The organism is Streptomyces sp. TAA204 (genome assembly GCF_000424965.1).
On sequence record NZ_AUKW01000019.1, the window covers coordinates 161,259 to 185,614 of the forward strand.

General features: G+C 70.2%; 9 protein-coding genes. 7 read left to right on the top strand and 2 right to left on the bottom strand.

All coding sequences use genetic code 11. From position 1 onward, the window contains the following. Window positions 1–465 precede the first annotated feature (465 nt). Genes H343_RS0121040 through H343_RS0121065 form a run of 5 tightly spaced genes read left to right on the top strand, consistent with a single transcriptional unit; the run spans window position 466 to window position 18,415 of the window. Window positions 466–5,568 carry a type I polyketide synthase gene (locus tag H343_RS0121040; RefSeq protein ID WP_028432765.1) on the top strand — a complete coding sequence of 1,701 codons (5,103 nt, stop codon included), beginning with the start codon at window positions 466–468 and terminating at the stop codon, window positions 5,566–5,568. Continuing rightward, a complete protein-coding gene (locus H343_RS31895) occupies window positions 5,565–8,819 on the top strand; it encodes a type I polyketide synthase (RefSeq protein ID WP_051265645.1) in 3,255 nt (1,084 codons plus the stop codon). Before H343_RS0121040 ends, H343_RS31895 begins: the two co-directional genes overlap by 4 nt. Next, window positions 8,816–16,897, top strand: coding sequence for a hybrid non-ribosomal peptide synthetase/type I polyketide synthase (locus H343_RS33630; protein WP_078505964.1), 8,082 nt, complete (start codon window positions 8,816–8,818; stop codon window positions 16,895–16,897). Before H343_RS31895 ends, H343_RS33630 begins: the two co-directional genes overlap by 4 nt. Beyond that, on the top strand, window positions 16,897–17,454 hold the full coding sequence (locus tag H343_RS0121060; protein ID WP_028432766.1) for a carboxymuconolactone decarboxylase family protein: 558 nt from the start codon (window positions 16,897–16,899) through the stop codon (window positions 17,452–17,454). Before H343_RS33630 ends, H343_RS0121060 begins: the two co-directional genes overlap by 1 nt. A gap of 28 nt (window positions 17,455–17,482) precedes the next feature. Next, window positions 17,483–18,415: a hypothetical protein gene (locus H343_RS0121065; RefSeq protein WP_028432767.1), complete on the top strand. Its 933-nt coding sequence runs from the start codon at window positions 17,483–17,485 to the stop codon at window positions 18,413–18,415. A 108-nt stretch (window positions 18,416–18,523) separates the two neighbouring features. Here H343_RS0121065 and H343_RS31910 read toward each other — a convergent pair whose 3' ends face one another. Next, window positions 18,524–18,961 (bottom strand): MarR family winged helix-turn-helix transcriptional regulator, encoded by a 438-nt coding sequence (locus H343_RS31910; RefSeq protein ID WP_486586986.1) that lies wholly within the window; start codon window positions 18,959–18,961, stop codon window positions 18,524–18,526. Window positions 18,962–19,115: 154 nt separating this feature from the next. On the opposite strand from H343_RS31910, the gene H343_RS35345 reads away from it, so the two are divergent. Then, the gene (locus H343_RS35345; protein ID WP_158679591.1) at window positions 19,116–19,268 is read left to right on the top strand and encodes a DNA ligase-like domain-containing protein; all 153 of its coding nucleotides are present in this window, start codon (window positions 19,116–19,118) and stop codon (window positions 19,266–19,268) included. Between the two features lie 129 nt (window positions 19,269–19,397). Continuing rightward, window positions 19,398–20,831, top strand: coding sequence for an IS1380 family transposase (locus H343_RS0121080; RefSeq protein ID WP_078505965.1), 1,434 nt, complete (start codon window positions 19,398–19,400; stop codon window positions 20,829–20,831). Between the two features lie 568 nt (window positions 20,832–21,399). Here the strand turns inward: H343_RS0121080 and H343_RS0121085 are convergent. Further along, window positions 21,400–23,784, bottom strand: a complete 2,385-nt coding sequence (locus H343_RS0121085) for a DEAD/DEAH box helicase (protein ID WP_037903814.1) — start codon at window positions 23,782–23,784, stop codon at window positions 21,400–21,402. Window positions 23,785–24,356: the final 572 nt, after the last annotated feature.

Below are 24,356 nucleotides of genomic sequence, written 5' to 3' on the forward strand. Positions count from 1 at the left end.
ACCAGTCCACGCGTCCTGGCTGAAGAAGACCCGCTCCGAGCTCTCGTCTCGTCCGGAGGGGGCGGCTGCGGGGGCGAACTGCTGACCGTGATGAGTGTGAAGTGAATCACTGATGCGGCATGCCGAGGCGTGGTCCCGGCGGGGGAGTTGCCTGGCTCGCCCCTGCTGACCTGCTCCGTCGGCTCTTCGGCTGCGATGTCGTGTCGATGCCTGAAGGGTCACCGCGTGTGCCGAATTCGCAGTGCTTGCCACCCGTCATGATACCGTCAACCGCATTGACTAACGGGGGGTTATCGTCATGCTTTCGGCCTTTGTTGATGCTTGCAGTGACAGTGCTGTCGCTGAGCGGTGCACGCGAAGCGGCCCGGCTTCCTTATCCGATGGCTTCCGTGGGCGCCCGCAGGTCGCGAACGCCGCTGTCCATACAGTTGTCTCCGTCCCTCCGTGCTCCTCAGAGGTGCGCAGATGAGTGCCGCACGGTCGAGTACCGAAGTCGCCGACTGGATCGCAGCTCACCTGAGCGAGGAACTGGGCATCACAGCGGAGGCCGTGCCCAGGGACGAGACGTTCTCCGCACTCGGCCTCTCCTCCCAGGCGGCGGCCGCCATGGTCGGCGGCCTGGGCCGCACCGTAGGCCGTGACCTCCCCGTTGCGATGCCGTGGGCCTTCCCCACGGTGAACGGACTGGCTCGTGCCGCGACTTCGGGTGCTTCGCTGAAGGACGCGCCAGCGGGGCCGCGTACCCCGGATGCCGCGACCGGTGAGCCGCTGGCGGTGGTCTCCATGGCCGTCAGGCTTCCTGGCGCCGAATCAGTTCCGGAACTGTGGGACATGGCTCTCGCCGGTGCGCAGGCCATCGGCCCACCCCCGCCAGGACGATTACCCGACGCGTGGACTCCGATGCCGGACGCGGGCTATCTCCAGCAGCCCCTGGAGGAGTTCGACCACCGCTTCTTCCACTTCACGCCGAGAGAGGCAGCGGCGCTCGACCCTGTGCAGCGGCTGTTCCTCGAGGTCTGTTGGGAGGCGATCGAGGCATCGTCGCTGCCCAGCACCGGCCTGTCCGGGAGCAGCACCGGGGTCTACGCGGGAAGCATCTGGAGCGAGCGGGGCGCCACGTCCCGGCCAGGCCAGCACACGTTGCACAGCGCGACGGGTTCCAGTCTTTCGATGGTCGCGAACCGTGTGTCCTACCTCTACGACCTGCATGGCCCCTCTGTGACGCTCGACTCGGCCTGCTCCTCGTCGCTCGTGGCCGTGCACATGGCCGCGCAGGCCCTGCGGCTGGGAGAGATCGACGCGGCGATCGTGGGCGGTGTCAACCTGCTGCAGTCGGCAGCGACCACGGCCGACCTGGTCGCCTTCGGCGGCCTCGCACCGGACGGACGCAGCAAGGCGTTCGCGGCCGACGCCAACGGCTTCGGCCGCGGCGAAGGAGCCGTCGTCGTGGTGCTGAAGCGGCTCGCAGACGCCGAGTGGGACGGTGACCACATCTGGTGCCTCCTGCACGGCACCGCCGTCAACAACGACGGACACACCAACGGCCTCACGGCACCCAACCCGGTGGCGCAGCAGGCCGTGATCCGTGACGCCCACGCGCGCTGCGGAACGGACTCCGCGCAGGTGCGGTTCGTGGAGACGCACGGCACGGGGACGGCTCTCGGCGACCCCATAGAGGCCACAGCCCTGGCGGCCGCCCACCGTGACGCGGCGGTCCCCGTCCAACTGGGCACGCTGAAGGCCAACATCGGCCACCTCGAAGGGGCCGCGGGCCTGGCGGGTCTGGTCAAGGCGGCACTGGTCATGCACCACCGGGTTGTCCCGCCGTGCGTCCTGTCCGGCGAGATCAACCCGCACATCGACGTGAAGGCCCTCAACCTGGCGTTGCCGCAGGACCCCGTCGAACTGCCCGGCGACGAACCGGTCCTCGGCGGCGTCAGCAGCTTCGGCTGGGGCGGTACGAACGCGCACGTGGTGGTGGGTCCGGCGGAGCTGCCGGCTCAGGCCGAGGAGGCCGCTCCCCCCGCGGAGGACGCTCACGGCGGACCGCCCGCCTACGTCTTCTCACCGTTCGGCGGTCAATGGGCGGGCATGGGACGTGAACTGCTCCGTGAGGACGCCCACTTCCGTGCCGCTGTCACCGAATGCGACCGCGGCTCGGCGCCGGTGCTCGGCCGCTCGGTCCTGGAACTCCTCGCCTCCGGCACGGACCTCGACACGCACGGTGTCGCGGTGTGCCAGTCAGCGGTCTACGCGATCCAGGTCGGACTCGCGCGCAGCCTCCGGGCCCGCGGGGTACGCCCCAGCGTGGTCGTCGGTCACTCGCTGGGCGAGATCGCCGGAGCCGTCGCAGTCGATGCGCTGACACCGCGGGAGGGCGGGCGGATCGTGGCGCACTACGCCACGGCCCAGCAGCGGCTCGTCGGCCGCGGCGGAGGCATGGCTGTCGTCGCGCTCTCCCGTGACGAGTTGGCACCGTACCTGGAGCTGCGGCCCGACGTGGTCGTCGCCGGGGTCAGCTCGAAGCGTTCCACCAACCTGTCGGGGCCCGCCGACGGTCTGGACGAGCTGCTGGCCGTCCTGTCCCGGGACGGGCACAAGGCGAGCCGGATCAACGTCGGCCTGGCCGCGCACGGGCCTGCCGTGGACGAGGTGCGCGACGACCTGGTCGCCGCGATCGGGCACATCGACCAGTACCCGCCCGCTTTGCCGATGGTCTCGGCCCTCGACGGCAGGGCGATGACCGAAGGTGCCTTCACGGCTGAGTACTTCGCGACGGCCCTGCGTGAACCGGTCGACCTGGTCGGCGCGCTGGCGAACCCGCTGCTGGCGGACCCGGGCGTCGTGGTCGAGATCAACGCCCACCCGATCTTGGGCAGCGCCCTGCACGAAACCTACGGGGACGGTGCCCGCATCGTCCCCGCCTGCACCCGCTCCGGCCACGCGCTGGAGCGGATCGCCGCGGCACACGCACCCGCCGGGCAGCCTGCCCGTGAGTCGCTGCTGACGGTCAGCGCGCACACGCCCGAGGCGCTCGCCCGGCGGTGCCGGGACGTCGCGGAGTGGTGGCCCGCGCGGGAAGCACCCGCCGGCATCGCTCCGGCACTCACACGGCTCGCCACGTTGCCCCACCGGGCGAGCGTCGTCGCCACCGGACGCGACGACGGGATCCAGGCCCTGCGCGAGTACGCGGACACGCTGGAGGAGACCGGGCCTTCGCGGGCCGCGGGCACGGCGCCCCGCGTGGCGTTCGTCTTCCCCGGCCAGGGTGGTCAGTGGCGGGGCATGGGCCGCGACCTGTACGTGCGTGAGCCGGTCTTCGCGCGTCAACTCCGGCGCTGCGACCAAGCCTTGAGGCAGGCATGCGGCACCGGCATCCTGCAACTGCTGCTGGAGGACGGCGACGAGGACACGTTCACCGACGTGGCGACGGCCCAGCCGATGCTGTTCTCCATGCAGGTCGCGCTCGCGCGGACTCTGGAGACCTACGGTGTGACCCCGGACGCGGTCGTCGGCCACAGCATGGGTGAGGCTGCCGCCGCCCACCTGGCGGGTGCCCTCTCCCTGCACGACGCGGCAGCCGTGATCGGCCGCCGGTCCCGTCTGATGGACGGCCTGAGCGGCGCCGGCGCGATGCTGGCGACCGAACTGACGCTCGACGAGGCCGAGGCGCTGTGCGCCGGCCTGCCCACCGTGTCGGTGGCGGTGAACAACTCCGCGCGTTCCACCGTCCTGTCCGGAGCGGCGGAAGACATCGAACGAACGGCGCGGGAACTCACCGAACGCGGCGTATTCAACCGCCCGGTCCGCGTCCAAGTCGCCTCGCACAGCCCCCAGATGGACCCGATCCTGCCCACGCTGACCCAGGCCCTCGATGATGTCGTGCCAGCTCCCGGCGTGCTGCCGTTCCACTCCACGGTGCTGGGACGGGTCGCCGGGGGCACCGAGCTGGGAGCGCACTACTGGGCGAGGAACCTCCGCGAGCCGGTCCGGTTCGCCGAAGCCGTAACCGACCTTCTGGAGGAGGGCCACACCTGCTTCGTGGAGATCAGCCCGCACCCCGTGCTCAGCCCCGCCGTTCAGGAGACGGCCGCGTCGGCGGACGCGCTGGTGGTTTCCGCGCTGCGCAGGGAGGAGCCGGAATGGCCGACACTGCTGGGCGCGCTCGGCCAGCTGCACGACGCGGGGATCCCCGTGGACCTGGACCGGCTCAACCCGGGGGCCGCTCCCGCCCCGCTCGGTATCCCCTATCCGTGGCAGCGGGCGCACGCGCCCGTGCCGTCCGGTGCCGCCACCCGCGGCACCCACGACCCGCTCGGTGCACGGGTGCAGGTGCCGTACGACCCTGCGCTGTCGGTGTACGCGGGACGGTTGGACTCGGCGACGTGGTCGCTGGGCGACCACGTCATCGGGGGGAGGACCGTCGTCCCGGCTGCGGTCTTCGCCGCGGCCGCGGCGAAGACCGCAGCTCAGGACCTGCCGGCAGCTGAGTCTGTGATCGTCCGCGACATGGTGCTGTCCGCTTCCCACGAGGTGACCGGGGAGGACACGGCACTGCAGACGACCGTCCGCACGACCGGCGAAACCGCCGAGGTGGCCTTCTTCGCCCAGGACGGCGACACATGGGTGCAGACGGCGGCGGCGATGGCATCGACGGCCGGATCGGCCGACGTCGACGAAGCCCCGCTCGCCCGGTCGGCCGGCGCGGAGACCCCGGTGGATGAGCTGTACGCCGCCTTCCGGCGACGTGGGCTGGCCTTCGGACCGCAGTACCGGCTGATCGGGGCCCTGCGCGTAGCGGAGAACGAATCGGAGGCGGAGATCACGTGGGACCCGGCCGGGGCCGACGTGACTCTGCCCGTCGACCCGCGCCTGCTGGACGCGGCACTGCAGGCGGGCGTCGCCCCCCTGCTGACCGGGCCCCAGCCGATCGACACCGGCCGGACCGTCCTGACCACGTCGGTCCGCGAGGTGTCCGTGCTCTCCACGCCGGGTGCCGATCCACGGGCCGTCGCAGTCCTCGCACCGGGCGAGGAAGCCGAGACGTACCTGTGCGACGTGGACCTGGTCAGCGAGGGACGCGTCTCCGTGCGGATCCGCGGGGTCGAGATCCGGCAGGTTCCGGTCACAGCGAACAGCGGCGGCGCTGAGGCGGACCTGCGGGACGAGCTCACCTCGCTCCCCGCCGCCGAACGCGTGATGAGGACGACCACGGTGGTCCGCCGAGTCGTCGGCGAGGTCGCGGGCGTCCCCGTTCTTCAGGTGGACACGGCTGAGCCGTTCCGCAGCATCGGCCTCAACTCGATCATGGGCCTGGAGCTGCGCAACCGCCTGGAGTGGATGCTCGGCGTGACCCTGTCGTCGACCGTGGTGTGGAACTACCCGACCATCGACGACCTTGCCGCGGAACTCGCACGACGGCTGGAGCCCCATCAGCCGCAGGAGCCCGCGCCGCCGCGTCAGGCCCACACGGACGACCCGGTTCCCGGCCCCCGGACGAGCGGGGATGAACTCGACGATTTGCAAAGAGAACTGGCGGAGCTGGAAGCGATGGTGGGGGAACTTTGAACGGCACGGCGAACGGGGGCGACAGAGCGCTCCAGACCGCTCTCAAGGCGGTCAAGGGGCTGCGGTCACAGGTCGAACGGCTCACTCGGGAACGGCGCGAGCCCATCGCGATCGTCGGCCTCGGAGTCCGCCTGCCCGGCGGCATCAACACACCGACGGCGCTGCACGAGTCCCTGCGCGACGGTGTCGACGCCATCACTGAGGTCGGATCGAAGCGCTGGGACCACGCCGAATTCTACGACCCGGACCCGGAGGCGACCGGGCGCACCCACATGCTGCACGCGGGCCTCATCGACGACGTGGACCACTTCGACGCCGGCTTCTTCGGAATCTCGCCCCGCGAGGCGGCACACGTCGACCCGCAGCAGCGTCTCCTGCTCGAAGTCGCGTGGGAGGCGTTCGAGGACGCCGGGATACCCGCCGAACGTCTCGCGGGTTCAGGAGCGGGCGTCTACGTCGGCGCAAATGCCACCGACTACCTCACCATGCAGCTGATGAAGCCCGAGACGGTCGACCTCTACACCGTGGTGGGAGGCACGAACTGCATCATCGCCAACCGGCTCAGCTACCAGCTGGACCTGCACGGCCCCAGCCTGTCCGTCGACACCGCATGCTCGTCCTCGCTGGTGGCGGTGCACCTCGCCGTGCAGGCGCTGCGCAACGGCGAGTGCGACACGGCCGTCGCGGCCGGCGTGAACCTCCTGCTCTCGCCTGCCAGTACGGTCGCCCACTCCAAGGGCCTGCCGCTCTCACCCGACGGGCGCTGCAAGACCTTCGATGCCGCCGCGGACGGATATGTGCGTGGTGAGGGCGTGGTCGCGCTCATCCTGAAGCGGGAGTCGGACGCGCACCGCGACCGCGACCGCGTCTACGCGACCGTTCGCGGCTCGGCCGTCAACCAGGACGGCCGCACCAACGGCCTGACCGCGCCCAGCGGACGCGCGCAGCAGGCATGCATCACCGCCGCGCTGAAGAACGCCGGGGCCGACCCCTCGCAGGTGAGCCTGGTCGAGGCGCACGGCACCGGCACGAGCCTGGGGGACCCCATAGAGGTCGAGGCACTCGCCACGACCTACGGCGGCTCGCCGGGGCCCGTCTGCCGTTTGGGTTCCCTCAAGACCAACATGGGGCACCTGGAGGCCGCCGCGGGCGTGGCCGGGCTGGCGAAGGCAGCGCTGTCCGTGCACCACCGGACCATCTACCCGTCGCTGCACCTGACCGACGTCAATCCGCACCTGCAACTCCAGGGAACGCGGCTGGACTTCGCGGGTGACAGCTCCGCCTCCTGGGACGCCGACGACGACGAGCGGCTCGGTGCCGTGTCCGCCTTCGGCGCGGGCGGGACGAACGCACACGTGATCGTGGGACCCGCCCCCGCGCCCCCGGAGGACGAGCACGACGGCGTGCCCGGCGGGACGGCCGGCACCGCACCCCTATCGCTGCGGATCTCCGCGGCCACCCGTGACGGCCTTTCCACCCTGGCCGGCACGTACGCAGACCTGCTCGACGGCAAGGACCCGGAGTTCGTGCGGTCCATGACCGAGGCGGCGGACCACCGGCGGAGCCGGCTCACCAGCCGCTTCTCCGTCTCCGCGGCGTCACCGGCCGAACTGGTCGCGCTGCTGCGCGAAGCGGCCGACGGCGAGCCCGGCCCGGCCGGAGTCGTCGGCTCCGCCACGGGCACGGGGGGCACGGTCTTCGTCTTCCCCGGACAGGGACCGCACTGGACGGGCATGACGTCCCGGCTGCGAGCCACCAACCCCGCGTACGAGGAAGCGGTCCGCGAGGTCGACCAGGCCATGCGACCGGTACTGGGGCGCAGCGTTCTGGAGTTGATGGAGCACGGCGACGGCGGGCACCTGCCCACCCAGTTCGTCCAGCCGGCGCTGTTCACGGTCGCCGTGGGCCTGGCCGCCGTGTGGCGCGCCGCCGGGGTCCAGCCCGACGCCGTCGTCGGGCACAGCATGGGCGAGGTGGCCGCAGCTCACGTCGCGGGTGCCCTGTCGCTGACCGACGCGGTGACAGTGATATGCGAACGTTCGCGGCTGCTGGCGCGCATCGCCGGGCGCGGCCGCATGCTCGTCGCGGGCGTCGGCCACGAGCGGGCACGGGAAGTGTGCGAGGCGTACGACGACATCTGCGTCGCGGTGGTCAACTCGCCGCACTCAACGGTCCTCTCCGGCGCGCCGGAGTCGCTCGAACACGTCGCTGCGGCGCTCTGCCGGGACAACGTCTTCACAAAGTTCGTCGCGGTGGACGTCGCCTCCCACAGCCCCCAGGTGGAGGCGCTGCGACCGGAGTTGCTCGACGTCCTGAGCGGCATCCGACCGACCGCTCCGCGACTGGCGATGGTCTCCACCGTGACGGGCGCGAGCCTCACCGGCGCACCCGCACCGGAATACTGGTACGCCAACATGCGCGAGCCGGTGCGCTTCGGGCAGGGCGTCGGCGAACTGCTCGCCGGCGGACACGACACGTTCGTCGAGATGTCACCGCACCCGACCCTCGTCGACGCACTGGAAGGGTTGTGCGCCGAGGCGGGGGGCGCTCCGGCGGTCGCCTGGTCGCTGCACCGCGACCTGACTGACGAGGTGGCCGTCCAGCGGGCGTTCGGGTCCATGTACGTCCACCGCCGTCGCGGCCCGTGGCCGCACCAGGCAAGCGGGGAGCCCCAGGCAGCGGTCCCGATGATGCCGCTGCCCAAGCACCCCTTCACACGGACGCGGCACTGGTTCACCGAGGACCAGTGGGCGAACCCGTGGTCCGCCCGGCAGGCGGCACCGGCCTCTGCTTCCACCATGGACCCCGGCGGCTCCGGCACCGCTCCGTCCACGTCCGCCGAGTGGACCCCGGCGCGCGTGACGGAGACCGTCGTGCGCACCGTGGCCGAGACCCTCCGCCTGGACCCGGACGTGCTGGACGTCGACGCCGGATTCTTCGCCCTGGGTATGGACTCCATGCTCGCGGCACGTGCCAAGAACCAGCTCGGCCGCGCCTTCGGCATGACGCTGCCCACCCGCCTGATGTTCGAGCACCCCACGACGACCGAACTCGCCGGGTTCTTCGCGTCGTCGATGTGCCCCGAGGAGGAGTCGCCCGCTCCTGTGGCGGACGTGCCGGCTCCGCGCACCACACCCGTGCGTGTACCAGCGCCGCCGGACGCCGCCGATCCCGCCGAAGACGACCTCATCCGAGCGCTCGAGGCAGAGCTCGAACGCTCCCACCAGCCGATGCCCGGGGGACTCTCATGACCACTGCCCAGATGCCCGACGACACCCGAAGACTCCTCAGTTCGGCACTCGACCGGATCAGATCACTCACGGACGAGCGGGACTCGCTGCGCGCCGAGAAGACCGAACCCGTCGCCATCGTCGGCATGGGCGCCCGCATGCCCGGTGGCGCCCACGACACCGCCGCCCTGTGGGACGTACTGTCCGAAGGGCAGGACACGATCGCGCCCTACCCGGCCGCGAGGCTCGCCGACATCCCCGGCGGATTCCCGGACGGTGCACCCTTCGGCGGCTTCCTCGACGCCGTCGACGGCTTCGACGCCTCCTTCTTCGGCATATCCGCCCGGGAGGCGGCCTTCATGGACCCCCAGCAGCGGCTGCTGCTGGAGGTCTCCTGGGAAGCACTCGAGAACGCGGGAGCCAAGCCTGCGTCGCTCAAGGGCAGCCGGCTCGGCGTGTACGTCGGTGTGACGAACAGCGACTACATGCATCAGATGCTGACCCACGTCGCCCCGGACGCCCTGGAGGCGTACGCCCTGACCGGCAACGCCTCCACCTTCGCCGCGGGCCGCATCGCCTATTGGCTCGGGACGCACGGTCCCGGCCTCTCCGTCGACACTGCGTGCTCGTCGTCGCTCGTAGCCGTACACCTCGCGGCACAGGCACTGCGCAGCGGCGACACCGACGTGGCCCTCGCCGGCGGTGTCAACGTGCTGCTGTCCCCGGAGTGGTACACGGTGCTGGGCAAGGCCGGCATGCTGTCGCCCGGTGCGCGCTGCCGGACCTTCGACGCGGCCGCCGACGGATACGTCCGCTCCGAGGGCTGCGGCGTCGTCGTGCTGAAGCGCCTCTCGGACGCCAGGGCGGACGGCGACCGAATCCTCGGCGTCATCCGCGGCACCGCCGTCAACCAGGACGGCCGTGCCGGCGGCATCACCGTGCCCAACGCGAAAGCGCAGCGCGATGTCGTACGCACGGCACTGGACGCCGCCGGGCTGTCGGCCGAGGACATCGACTACGTCGAGGCGCACGGCACCGGCACACCGCTCGGCGACCCCATCGAAGTGCACGCGCTCGCCGACGTGTTGTGCCCTGACACCCGGGAGACACCGCTTCTGCTCGGTTCGACCAAGACCAACCTGGGACACCTCGAACCCGCGGCGGGCGTCGCCGGCCTGATCAAGGTGGTGCTCAGCCTGAACCATGGCCTGATCCCGCCGCACGCCGGACTCGGCGAGCTCAACCCCGAGATCGACCTCGACGAGCTGGGGCTGGCCGTGCCCACTACGGGCCACCCGTGGCTCCCGGGGGAGCGCACTCGGCGAGCCGGCGTCAGCTCCTTCGGGGCCAGCGGAACGAACGCGCACGTCATCGTCGAGGAGGCGCCCGCCCGGACCGCCGACCACCCGCAGGGCGACAGAACCGGCGTCTGCGTCCTGCCGTTGTCCGCACAGAGCGAGGAAGGGGTGAGGCAACAGGCCCGCGCCTACCTCGCAAAGCTGAAAGGCCCCCTGCCCCCTCGGGACCTCGCGAACCTGGCGCACACCGCCGGAGCGGGCCGCGATCACTGGCAGGTACGGGCCGCCGCGGTCGGCTCGACAGCGGCCGAGATGCGCGACGGGCTCCGGCGTGTCCTGGACGGGGAGACCCGCGTCACCGAGTCGCCGGGGAGGAGGAAGCGCGGACGCACCGCCTTCCTGTTCACCGGGCAGGGGGCCCAGTACCCCGGCATGGGCGCCGACCTATTCGACGCCTCGCCCAGCTTCCGCACCAGCCTTCAGCACTGCGCGAAACTCGTCGACGGCCTGCTGGACCGGCCGCTCCTCGACGTCCTGTTCGCCCCCGACGACCCCGCCGTCCACGAGACCCGCTACACCCAGCCGGCGCTCGTCGCACTGGAGTGGTCCCTGGCCCAGATGTGGTGCGCCCTCGGTGTGGAACCCGATGTCGTCGTCGGCCACAGCGTCGGCGAGATCGCGGCGGCGGCAGTGGCCGGGAGCGTGAGCATCGACGACGCGCTGACCATCGCGGCCGTCCGCGGCCGCCTCATGCAGGACATGACCGAGCCGGGCGCCATGGCTGCCGTCTTCGCACCGGCAGACGTGGTGCGCGCGCTGCTCGGCGTGCGCAGCCGCGTGGGGGTGGCCGCGGTCAACGGGCCCGAGCACGTGGTCGTCTCGGGCCACCCGGACGAGGTGCAGGACGTGCTGGCCGAGGCGGCCGAGCAGGGCCTGCGCACCAAACCGCTCCAGTCCGGGCGTGCCTTCCACTCGCCCCTGATGCAGCCGGCGCTCGACGCCTTCGAGCGTGAACTCTCCGGCATCGCCTTCGGCGATCCCGCCGTCCCGCTCATGTCGTCCCTGACCGCACGCCCCCTGGAACCGGGTGGCTGGAACGCGGAGTACCTGAGGAACCACGCGCTTCAACCCGTCGACTTCCTCGGTGCCATGACGAACGCGCTGGAGACCGGCGCCGGCCACGTACTGGAGATCGGACCCGCCCCGACGCTGCTCGCCATGGCGCGCAGGTTCGTACCCGACGAACAACGTGCCGGCCTGTGGGGCGCCTCCCTGCGGCCCGGACGCCCGGACCGCAGGGTCGTGGCGGACACCGTCGCCGACGCCTACACGGCCGGCCTGGACGTCGACTGGTCCGAGCTGTGGTCGGGGCGGGACGTCACCCTCGTCGACGCCCCCACCTACCCGTTCCAACGGACGCGGCACTGGTACGAGCCGAGCTGCCGCACCGGCGGAGCGACGCCCCAACTCCGGCCCACCATCGCAGGCCAGAGGCACGGCAGCGCCTCCCTCCTCGGTGACCGGTTGCCCGTCCCGGGCGCCGGGGCAGCGTTCCTGACGACGCTGGACGCCACCGACGACCCGGCCCTGGCCGACTGCGTCATCGGCGGCGAACCCATCGTCAACGTGGGCTTCTTCCTCGAAGCGGCGGTACAGGCGGCCCGCGTGGTGGGCGAGAGCGACAACGTCGCCCTGGCGGACGTCACCGTGCTCCAGCGCCTGACGTTCGACCAGGACGACCGGCCGACCGTCATGCTCACGCTGGAGCCGTCGCACGATGGCACGCTGGCTTTCGCCTACCGGTCCGACCCCGCCGACCCGCGACTCGCCTGGCCGATCCACTGCCGCGGTCGCGTCACGGCGAGCGAGCCGGCCGACACCGTGCCGGACGCACTGCCCGGCGGGCTCCCGCACCGAATGACCGGCAGCGAGTTCTACCGCCGCATGTGGGCACGCCATCTGTACCTGGGAGAAGGCGCCAAGTGGGTCGAGGAGGTGGCCTTCGACGGGGACAACGCCTGGGCACGGCTGCGTCCGGTGCCCGCAGGGGAAGCCGAACGCTACGGGGTGCCGCCCGGGTTGACGGATGCGATGTTCCAGGTGCTGTTCGCACCGCTGACCGTCCGGTCGGCGACCGACGGAGCGTTCATGGTGGTCGGCCTCGACGCCTTCACGGTGCGGCCGGGACTGCCGGCCGGTGAATCGCTGGAGGTGCGGCTGCGCCTGCGGGAAGGCGCGGCGGACGCACGCACCATCGTTGCTGATGTGTTTCTGTTGGACGGGGTCGGCATCTGCTGGGTTGCTGCACGGGGTGTGACCTTGGCGCGTGCTGACGCGGAGAGCCGCCGGGACTGGACTCCGCCCGTGACGCATGCCTGGCAGCCGGTCGCGGCGCTTCCGGCGGTCGAAGCCCCGCAGCGGATGTTCGACGCGATCGACCCGCTCATGGTGGTCGTCGAGGCGTGCGCGCGGTCGCTGAGAGCTGCTCCGGAGAGCTTGGCTCGGGACGAGTCGTTGCAGAATCTCGGTCTCGACTCGCTGATGGCGCTGGAGATCAAGGACGTGGTCGCGGCGCGCTGCGGGGTTGCCGTTCCGCTCACTCTGTTCCTCGACGGCGCGACCATCACCGAACTCGCTGCGCATGTCCGGGAGAATCTGCCCGCAGGCACGCGGGAGCCGGAGGCGCCCACCGCACCCGACGTGCGTCCGGCCCGGACACACCCGGAACCGGCTGCCGCCGGCCGGCTGATCCTGGACCCGGCAGGTCGTCACGAGCCCTTCGAGCTGACCGATCTCCAGCAGGCGTATCTCGTCGGTCGCTCCGAGGGGATGGAGCTGGGCGGGGTCTCGACGTTCTTCTTCATCGAGGTCGACCTGCGCGAACTCGACTGGGAACGCCTGGAGTCGGCGATCAACACGGTCATCGGCCGGCACGAGATGCTGCGCGCGGTGATGACCGAGGACGGCCACCAGCTGATCCTCCCCGAGGTTCCGCCCTGCAAGCTCGACCGCCTCGACCTGAGCACGACGGAGCCGGAGCAGCTGGCCGGCCGGCTGGAGCAGCGTTTCGAGGAGCTGTCCGGACAGGTCTTCGACCCGACCGTGTGGCCGCTGTTCCACATCGCCGTCACACGGCTGCCGGACGGGCTGACGCGGCTGCACGTCGGCGTCGACGCGCTCATCATCGACGCCTGGAGCACCGCGCTGTTCTTCGCCGACCTCGCGCAGGTGTACCACGGTGCCACCCTGGAACCGCTGGAGCTGACCTTCCGCGACTACGTGCGGAACCAGCGGGATCGCCAGGCGGAGCCGGGTCACGCAGCGGCACGGGCGTACTGGCTTGACCGCATCGCCACACTGCCTCCGGCGCCCGAACTGCCGCTGGCCGCCGATCCGGCGGCGATCGGCAGGCCGGAGTTCGACCACCTGAGCGGGACCATCCCGCCGGAGCGCTGGGAGAAGTTCCAGGACCACGCGAAGGCTGCCGGAGTGACACCCTCCGCCGCCATCGCAGCCGCGTACGCCGAGACCGTCGCTCGCTGGTCGGCCAGCCCGCACTTCACGCTGACGCTGCTGTTCTTCAACCGCAGCCCCGTCCACCCCGAGGTCAACCAGGTCCTCGGCAACTTCTCCACCACGACCCTGCTGGAGGTCGACACCCGCGGTACGGACGACTTCGCCCGTCGAACGGCGCGACTGCAGCGGCAGCTGTGGACGGACCTGCAGTACAGCTCGTTCAGCGGCGTGCAGGTGCTGCGCGAACTGTCCACCCTGCACGGCTCCGCGAAAGCCGGCCGCGCCCCGGTCGTCTTCGCGAGCACCCTCAACTTCTCCTCGGGGGAAGGCCCCGCGTCCAGCGCCCTCACCGACCACCTGGTGGCGCTCACCGGTGACGGCCGGGAGGTCTCCTCCCTGATCCGCACACCTCAGGTGTGGCTCGACCACCAGGTGATCGAGGACGCCGAAGGGCTGCGCCTGAACTGGGATTACGTCACCCAGCTCTTCCCGGAGCCCATGGTCGCGGCCATGTTCGCGAGCTACCGCGAGTTCGTCGAGCGACTCTGCGACGACGAGGAGGCGTGGAACACCACGCCCCGGATCGACCTCGACGAGCGGGAACTCGAGCCTCGCAGACGAGCCAACGAGACAGCTGCCGCGAAGCCGGGCGGCCTGCTGCACCACGGCTTCGAGAAGGCCGCCGCACAATCCCCCGGCGCCGTCGCGCTGGCGTGCGGCGAGGAAGAGCTCACGTACGGCGAACTCGACGCCCGCGCCGAAGAGCTGGCACGCCGCATCGCTGCCCGGACGGGGGAGCAGCCCGGCGAGCCGGTGGCGGTCGTACTGCCCAAGGGGATCGCACAGGTCGTCGCCGTCATCGCCGTGCTGAAGGCGGGCAAGGCATACGTCCCCGTCGCCGCCGACCTGCCCGCCGAACGGGCCCGGCGCACCCTGGAACTGTCGGGTGCGGCACTCACGGTGGCCGACCCGGAGGTCCTCGCCGCCCACCCGTGGCTGGACGGCTCCGAGTGGCTCGATGTGTCCGGCACGACCCCGGACACCTCCGACGGCGACGCTGCCGAAGCGCCGCGCATGTCCGGGGCACAGCCCGACGACGTCGCCTACGTCATCTTCACCTCCGGCTCCACGGGCCAGCCCAAGGGTGTGGTCATCGAACACCGCGCCGCCCTGGGCACGCTCGAAGACGTGTGCCAGCGGTACGCGATCGGGAGCGACGACCGCGTTCTCGGCCTGTCGGCGATGAACTTCGACCTGTCGGTCTTCGACGTCTTCGGCGTACTGGCGGCTGGCGGCACCCTGGTGCTGCCTCTCCCCGAGCAGCTGCGCGATCCGCAGGCGTGGACGGACCTGGTGCGACGGCACTCCGTCACGGTGTGGAACTCGGTTCCCGCGCTCCTGCAGATGCTGGTCGACCACCTGGAGGGCCGGTCCGGGCAGGAGGAGGACGAAGAAGGCGGAGGCCCCGTCGTCTCGCTCCGTACGATCTTGCTCAGCGGCGACTGGGTACCGACCGACCTCCCCGACCGGATGCGCCGCTGCACTCCCGGAGTCCGGATGCACTCCCTGGGCGGCGCCACCGAGGCGGCCATCTGGTCGATCACCTATCCGATCGGCACGGTGGACCCCGCGTGGCCGTCGATCCCCTACGGGAAACCGCTGCGGAACCAGGCGTTCCACGTCCTGGACGAGCAGCTGCGCCACCGCCCGACGGGCGTCCCGGGCGAGCTGTACATCGCCGGGGACGGCCTGGCCCGCGGCTACCTGGGGGACCCCGAGAAGACAGCCGCGAGCTTCCTGCAGACACCGCACGGCCGCCTGTACCGCACCGGCGACCTGGGGCGGTACCTCCCCGACGGCGACATCGAGTTCCTCGGACGGCGCGACGCTCAGGTCAAGGTGCAGGGACACCGGATCGAACTGGGTGAGATCGAGACGGCTCTGACCGGGATGCCCGGCGTGCAGAGTGCGGTCGCGGCCGCGCTGGGCAAGGCGATGGAGCCCAAGACCCTCCTCGCCGGCGTCGTCCTCGACGCCACGCGGCCGCCGCTGGAGAAGATCGGAGCCGAACTGCGGGAACTGCTGCCCGCGTACATGGTGCCGAGCCGGCTCGTGGAACTGGACGCCGTGCCCATCACCGCCAACGGCAAGGTCGACCGCAGTGTCCTCCAGGACCGCTGCCGGGAGATCGTCCGTGAGGCGTCGGCCGAACCGCCGCGGAACGAGACCGAGCGGGCAGTGGCGGACATCTGGGCGGAGATGCTTCCCCACCCGCCGGCCGCCCGAACCGACGACTTCTTCGCACTGGGCGGGAACTCCCTGCTAGGGGTGAGACTCATCGCCCTGGTACGGGCGCGGCTGGGCACCGCGCTTCCCCTCTCGGTCCTCTTCACGCACTCCACGGTCGCGGCCATGGCCGAAGCCGTACGCGAAGGGCGGGCGCAGCGTACGACTTTGGTCCCGATGGCCACCGAGGGCACCGGGCCGATGTCGTACTGGATCCACCCCGTCGGCGGCGACGTGGTCTGCTACCGCACGCTCGCTGGCTGCCTCGGCATGCCGGTGACCGGTGTCCAGGTACCGGACGACCTGGCCGGCAGCACCGACCTCCATGCCCTCGCCGACCTGTACGCCGACGCGATCTCCGCGGACGCCGACGGCCGTGAGGTGCGGCTCGCGGGCTGGTCGATGGGCGGGGTACTGGCGCTGGAGGTCGCCGACCGGCTGGCGGCCGACGGCTTCACCGTGGCACCTGTCGTCGCGATCGACCTGATGGAGCATCCGGACCAGGAGCGTGAGGAACCCTCCCGCGCCGAGTTGCTGGCGTGGTTCGCCCGGGACGTCGCGCATGTCGCGGGCACGCCGGACCCACTGGCCGAGGTAGACCTGACCATGGTCGACGACCCCGACGCGGTGCTCGCCGAACGCCTCCGGGAAAGCGGCCTGCTCGACTCCGGCGCCGACCACGGCACGCTGGCCGGCCTGCTGGACCGGTTCACGTTCGACGCCGCCGTCCTCGCGGCCCACAGTCCCGGCAAGTACGAGGGGGTGTCCGCCGTACTCATCCGGGCGGAAGACGGGGCGACCCAAGCGGCGACGTCGGCGTGGACCGACCACATAGCCGGCCGCTGCGCCGTCTACGTACTGGACGGCGACCACTACTCCGTACTCCAGGAAGACCGGATCGAGGCACTCGCCTCGGTGGTCCGGGAAGCCTGGCGCACGGAAGCAGTCCGGACGGCGAACACGTCGCCCGTTTCCCACAGTTGCGAAAGAGAGGCCTAATGACCAGCCAGTTCACGCGTCACGACGTCGAGTCAGCTCCCGAAGCTTCCCGGCCCATCCTCGAGAAGACCAACAAGGGCTTCGGCTTCCTGCCGGCCCCGGTCTCCTTCATGGCGGAGTCGCCGGAACTGCTCGAGACGTTCATGACCGGCAATGGCGTGTTCAACAAGACCACGCTCAGCCAGCTCGAACGCGAAGTACTGATCCTCACCATGGCCACCACCGTGCAGTGCCACTACTGCGTCGCCATGCACTCGGCCATGCTGACCCGTTCGGGCACGGACGAGTCCCTCATCGAGGCGCTGCGTTCGGGCAAGCCGCTGGAGGACGCCAAGCTCGAGGCCATGCGGCTGTTCACCACCGCGGTGATGGAGGGCCACGGGCACGTGAATCCCGAAGACATGGAGGCGTTCCTGACGGCGGGCTACACGCGCCGGAACGCCCTCGAGGTCGTACTCGGGCTGGGCGTTTACACCATCTCGACCTACGCGAACCGCATGACCGAGGCGCCCGTGGACGAGCCGTTCCAGGCGTTCGAATGGCACCCCGGGCACTGAGTTCCTCACCTCAGCGAGAAAGCAGCACATGATACGCATCATCAACGGATGGCGAAGCCGGACCAGATGGTCGCTCGCGGCCGGGTGCTTCCTGCTGGCGCTCGTGGCGTCCCTCTCCACTCTCAACGCCACGAGTTCCGAAGCGGCACCTACTCTGACGCCCTACAAGAAGGCCCGGTTGGGCGACGGCTTCGTGGAGACGCTGTACGCCGCGGACGGGGGGAAACGCCCCACGGCACTCGCCGTCCGCGTCGACGGGGCCGCGATGAAGTCGCTTCCGACGACGCCCACACACGACGGAAAGACCTGCTTCGACAAGGACGGCGACGGCGTCGACCTTGAAACGGACTGCGCCAGCGGTCACGAGCGCGTTCTCGAGTTCCCCAAACTTGAGGGACTGCCGTTCAAGTGGCTCATGTTCAACTGGCAGATCAAGGGGCATGGGCCGCCTCACGTGTTCGATCAGCCGCACTTCGACATGCACTACTTCATCCAGGACTTGGCGGATAGGAACCGGATAAGGACCGGCCCCTGCCACCTCGTCATCAACTGCGACGACGAAGCCACCGCCATGAAGACAGTTCCAGCGCCGTACGCCCCGGAAGGATGGGGGCTTCCGGGCGCTGCAGGCCGGATGGGCAATCACATAGTCGATCCCAACGCGGCACCCGCCAACGGTGGGCCCTTCACCCAGGCATTCGCATACGGAACTTGGAACGGGCACATCAGCTTCTGGGAACCGGTGGTGAACACCAACTGGTTCACCGAGACGAAGCCGGAGGAGGTGTGCCAGAAGGTGCCGCAGACGCCGGAGGTCGAACTGAGCGGGTACTACCCGACGTTGATGTGCACGCGGCGCGGCTCCGACGGGAGCTTCACCTTTACCTTCGAGGAGTTCGCGAAGCGAACGGCCCCGAAGGGCGCCAAGGCTCCTGACTGGAGCACCGTCGGCAAGAAGTAGTGAGGTCCGGTAGCCGGGACAGCTGAAACGGCGACTGCAGGTGGTGCCCGTACGGTTCGCTGAACCGTACGGGCACTTCTGCGTGAGGTCCCCCCTCCGGGCGGTGAATCAGGCCCCGAGCCAGCCGACGATCTGCTCCATCCCGTCGTACGGACTCAGCTGCGCCAACGCGTCCTCCAAGGTGACCATCTCCCGCTCGCCCACCGTCGCGGCGCACTCGTCACGCAGTTGGTTGAGGATCTCTCCCGAAAGCGTGAGCGCCTCCACACCACGGGGGGTCAGCAGCACTTCGACCTGACGCTGATCGATCGCGCTCGGTACCCGCCGGGCGTAGCCAAGACCCTCAAGTCCCCTGACCGTCTTGCTGGCTGCTTGCTTCGACACCCCCAGCCGTCTCCCGAGGTCCGAGACGCTTCCTCCTCTGCTGACCATCTGGATGGCGAAACCGTGAGCCGGCCGGAGGTCGGGATGCCCGTGCTCGGCGAGACGGAGGTGCAGTTCGTCGATGAGGGTGCGGAAGGCCGACAGGAGGAGAAAGGGAAGCATGTTCCCGGGGCGTGGGGAGGACATGATGAACGTGGCACTCCGGCTTGTTTGTCGGGCCTTCATGCTACGCGCCGTCCCGCGGGCGGCCTCTGGTGTGCCCAGCGGGAACTCGGCGAGGCGAAGCTGCAGGGGTGGTTGGGGGCGGAGTGGGTGTGTGCGGTTGACCGCCTGGCACGAGGGCCTCGTCCAGCTCGGCGTCGAGGGCCTCGTGTGCCGCGGCCTGGCCAGCCGCTTCGGCGACCGCCGTTCCTGGGTAAAGATCCGGCACGCCGACACCGTCGACGCCCTTGTCCTCAGCATCACCTGAACAGGGCCTCGTCTGCCGCAGCCTGGCCAGCAGATTAGCCTCTGCGTTTCACTTGCGGTGGCGTCCGGATCCTGAGCGGAAACGCGAAAGTGCCTCCTGAGCTGGGATGATGAGGCTTGTCTAGGGCTTCTGTCACCACAGCGAGAAGGCACTTTCTGCGTGCACACTACCGGGTCGCGTCCGAAGCTTGTCGTCTCGGCCGACGGCCGCGGGGTGGTCAGCCATGCCGGATCCCGTCTACTGGCCGATCTCGCCGATGCCACCGGCCTGACCACCGCCTTCACCGACGAACTGCGCAGACTGCGACCGCGTGGCACCGGGCACAACCCCGGGCGGATCGCCGTCGATCTGGCGGTGATGCTCGCCGACGGCGGCGAGGCGATAGCGGACCTGGCCCTGCTGCGGGACCAGGCAGAGGTGTTCGGCCCGGTCGCCTCCACCGCCACCGCCTGGCGGCTGCTGGCGGGCATCGACTCGGACGCACTCGCCCGCCTGCGCTCGGCGAGGGCCGCTGCCCGGGATTTCGCCTGGCTGCAGGCCGCCGAAACCCAAGGCGGCATACCCGCCGCCCGCGCCGGCGGGCGCGACCTGCCCGGCCTGGTCCTGGACATCGACGCCACCCTGGTGACCTGCCACTCCGAGAAAGAACAAGCGGCGGCCACCTATAAACGCGGCTTCGGCTACCACCCGTTGCTGTGCTTCCTGGACAACACCGGCGAAGCCCTGGCCGGAGGGCTGCGGCCGGGCAACGCCGGGGCCAATACCGCCGCCGACCACATCACCGTCCTGGACGCGGCCCTGGCCCAGATCCCCGACGCCCACCGTCACGGCAGGGACATCCTCGTCCGCGCCGACAGCGCCGGAGGAGCGAAAGCCTTCCTCGCCCACGTCAAAGCCCTGCGCGAGCGCGGGATCCACGCTTCCTTCTCCGTCGGCCATGCCGTCACCGCACCAGTCCGCCGAGCAATCCGGGCTCTGCCCGACCACCTCTGGCATCCCGCGCTGGAGCAGGACGGCACCCTGCGGACCAGCGCCGAAGTGGCAGAACTGACCGGCACGATCGACCTGCCCGACCACCCGGAGGGCACCCGGATCATCGTCCGCCGCGAGCGCCCCCACCCCGGCGCCCAACTGTCCTTGTTCGACCTCGACGAGGGCATGCGCCACCAGGTCTTCGTCACCGACACCCCGCACGGCGAAGGCTCACTGCAGCATCTGGAGGTCCGCCACCGTGCACACGCCCGAGTCGAGGACCGCATCCGCTGCGGCAAGACCACCGGTTTCGGCCGCTTCCCCTCCCGCCACTTCCAGCTCAACGCCGCCTGGCTGGAGCTGTCCCTGACCGCCATCGACCTACTCGCCTGGACCCAGACCCTGCTGCTGGAAGGTGAATTGGCCATCGCCGAACCCGAGAAACTCCGCAACCGACTGCTGCACACAGCCGCCCGCATCACCCGCGGAGGCCGCCGCCTCCACCTGCGAATCAGCGCCACCTGGCCCTGGCGCCATGAGCTGGCCAACGCCTTCGCCCGTCTCGCGGCCCTGCCCAGACCGGCCACCTGACCAACGACGCCGGCCTGCCCACCCACGACCCGATCAACCCCGGAGCACCCGACCCGCGCGTCGGGCCCCAGCCATGCCCGCCCCCCGACAAACCGCCGACGACCCCAGCCCACCGCAGCCAACCAACCAACTGAAACGCGGAGGTTAGCGGCCCAGAATGCTCTACTGCGCTGCTATAACGCTCGAAGCGACGGACAACGAGACCGGGAGAGCGAGGCTGCCCGCACATGTTTGATCGCGGGGGAGTGCTCGGGCACCATCACCACTCGCCAGCGGGAACTACTCCTGCTCGACCCCTATGAAGAGGCACGGCGCCCAGATCAGCAGCTACTCCCGTGCCTCGAGCACCCTCGGACAGCGCTGGATGCCTTCGTGACGGCCGCTTCCAGCGAGCTGAACGACACCGCCCTCCCACAAGGCACCGGCCCCTGAGCCAGTCGGCAGGCGCGAACCTGCTTGAGAACGCGCTCATCCCGCCCCGCCTCACCCTCCCGGACCACTGTCAACACGTCCAGGATCGGCGGCAGTTGCTGTCCGGCACTAGCCGCGGATGGTCACAATTCAGGATTTATGCGGTCCAGTTGTGGCCGAGTTGGGTGAGTTGTTCGCGCTGCTCGTCGTTGAGTTTGGTGCGGCGGGTTTTGGTGTTGGTGAGCCATACGCCGAGTTTGACCACGGTGCCGTCTTCGAGGGTCTCCTCGTGGGCCCGGGGGACGGTGAGGGTGCCGGTGCGGGCTTTGTATTGGCGTAGGGCCGTGATGCCTCGTTCGAAGGCGCCTGAGCTGCCGCTGTGCCCTTTCGCGGGTGTTTTCTCCGGTGCGGGAGCCGGTTCGACGCCGCAGCTGTCCAGGAGGTCACGCTGCTCGGGTATCAGCCTGTGCCAGAGGGCGGGTTGGCGTTGCCGGGTCAGCCATTTGCCGATGTCCATGCCGTGGACGGTGACGCCGGGCAGCACCTGAGACAGCGTCGCGCCGTCCTTGATGAGTGCCTGGAGCGCGGCGTAGTGGCGTTGCCAGGCTGCGGGCCAGTCCGGGTTCCAGTGTTCGTCGATGGCGGCCAGCGCCTCAGCACGTTCCGGGTGTCCGGCCAGTGCTCCGGGGCGGCGCAGGTTGGACAGCCACTGTCCGATGGGCTTGTCCAGGGCGGTCGCGGTCCGCGGTGCGCACAGGGTCTGGTGCTGTTGGTAGTAGACCCGTGCGGCGGCGAGGTTTTCCTCGAAGCCGGCGTCCGCGGCGTCCCAGACCATGCCGAGTTGCTCCAGCCGCTGCGCCCGAGCACCGCTCAATTGCCCGGCCCCGTAGGCGCGCCGCTGCTCGGCGACCCATTGCCCGAGCGGATAAGGGCCCTCCTTGTGGTCGTAGGGGACGCGGGCGTGGTGCTCGCGGTCGGTGAACCGCTTCAATGCGCTCCAGCCGCGTGCCCAGTCCTGCCGTTCGGTGTTGATGACGTTGAAGGACACCCACTGGGCGACCATCGCGGGATCCCTCGGGGCGGCGAACCGCAGCAGCAGGCGGGATTCGTCCTCGCCTTCTTCCGGGGGCGTGCCGATGTGCACGGACGGCTGCGCGGCGTTCTTCTGCGGCTCCTGCGGGATCGCGAGCAGTTCCACGGCCTCCTCGTCGTGCGCCCGCAGCCCCTGAAGGACCTTCACCAGCGGCCGGTAGGAGCTGGAGGTGAACATGTCCTCCGGCTCTTCACCGGGCTTGAGGAAGACCGGCACGATCAGCGAGGCGAGCTTGCCCTGCCCGGGCTTTTGCCGCAGCGCGCGGCCGATGGCCTGGACGATGTCGTGCGGGGCGCCCTTGGGGTCCAGCAGGGCCACGGAGTCGACCGCACGGATGTCCACGCCTTCGCCCAGGACCCGGCAGTTGGAGAGCACCGCCCGCCGGCCGGTGCTCGCGAAGCTGCCCAGGACGTCCCACCGGCGCTCGGGGGTGTGCTCGCCGCACAGCCAGTCCGCCCAGATCCGGGCCGGGTAGTGCTCCGGGTCATCGGCGTGCAGCTTCCCCGCGACCCGCTCCAGCCCTTCGGCGTAGGCCTGGGCCTCGATGGTGCGGTGGTGGAAGGTGATCGTCGTCTGCAGCTGGTGGTCCGCCATCGTCCGCAGCAGACCGGCCTGCAGAGCGCCGAGCCGCTGCCCGCGCACCTCCTCCTCCCGGCCTTCCTCACCGCGCAGCCGCTCCGGCGTGACGAGCGGGTCGGCAAGCTCCATCACGATGATCTGGTAGCGCGCCAACAGCCCACGCGAGACGGCCGCCGCCAGGCTCAGCTTGTACAGCACGGGACCGAACAGTGCCTCGTCGTCCATCGAGGCAGCCATCTCATCGGGCAGCGCATCCCGCACCCCCGCGGCGACCTCCCCGTCCGGCCGCTCCTGCCAGATCCGCGGCGTCGCCGTCATGTACAGCCGTCGCGCCGCCGGGATCACCTCCTGCTTGTGGATGTCCGCCCACGCCTTGCCCATCGACCCGGACGTGCGGTGGGCCTCGTCCACGACCGCGAGGTCCACCGGCGCCAGCCGCTGCCCGTACGCGCCCTCGAATGCCTCGGCGAGCACGCCCAGCGACGCGTACGTCGCGAACAGCGTCACCGGGCCCCGCCCGTGCCACAGAGAAAGCTGCACCGGATTCGTCGTCGCCCGCACCTGCAGGCTCCACAGCTGCGGATCCTCCTGCAGCGAGCACACCGCGGCCGCCGGCCCCCTGTGCCCGACTGCACGCCAGGTCTTCACGGTCTGTGTGAGCAGATCCAGGGTCGGCACCAGGACCAGCACGCGCCCCTTGGGCGCGATCCGCCGCGCGGCCGCGGCAGCCATGATGGTCTTCCCCGTCCCGCACGCGGCGTGGACCTGACCGCGCAGCCCACCGGCGGGGACACCTCCCGGCGGGACATCCAAACCACGCACGATCGCGTCCACGGCCTCGATCTGATGCTCACGCAGCTTCACGGTCACCATTCTCCGTCCCCGATTCCCGGCTATGGGAAGTCGATCCGAGCGGTGTTCCCCATCGGGACTCCACGGAGGATCGGCCCTCAGTAGGTGGTGCGCCATGACTCCAGAGTCTACACAGCAAGACAAGATGATGCATTCTATTGCGTGCGATGCACTGCAAGGCGCGGGCACTTGGAATTACGGGCCTCCATGTGACGTGTTGGGTGTGCACTCTGACGGGGTGCTCGCAGGATTGGGCACAGGTCAGGGTGTTGAGAGTAGGGCACACGTGGAAATCCGTTCGACGCACCGGCAGCGTGCTCGCAACAGCCGCTCCCAGAGTCGCCATCTAGGCGGTAGGGGTTGAAAGTTCCAGGGTTTACACGGGGAGGCGGCGCGATGCACCGTCTCCCCGTAGCCCGCTTCGACTCCCCGCTTGCGGGGAGTCCCACAATTCGCGCTTGCGCGAATTGTGTTCGCTTCAGCATTCCGCTTGCGGAATGCGAATTCCCGCGCTTGCGCGGGAATTGACGTAGCGTCAGCGGAGTCATTCACTATGCAGCGCGTCAGCGCTGCATTACCCGCTCCGCGGG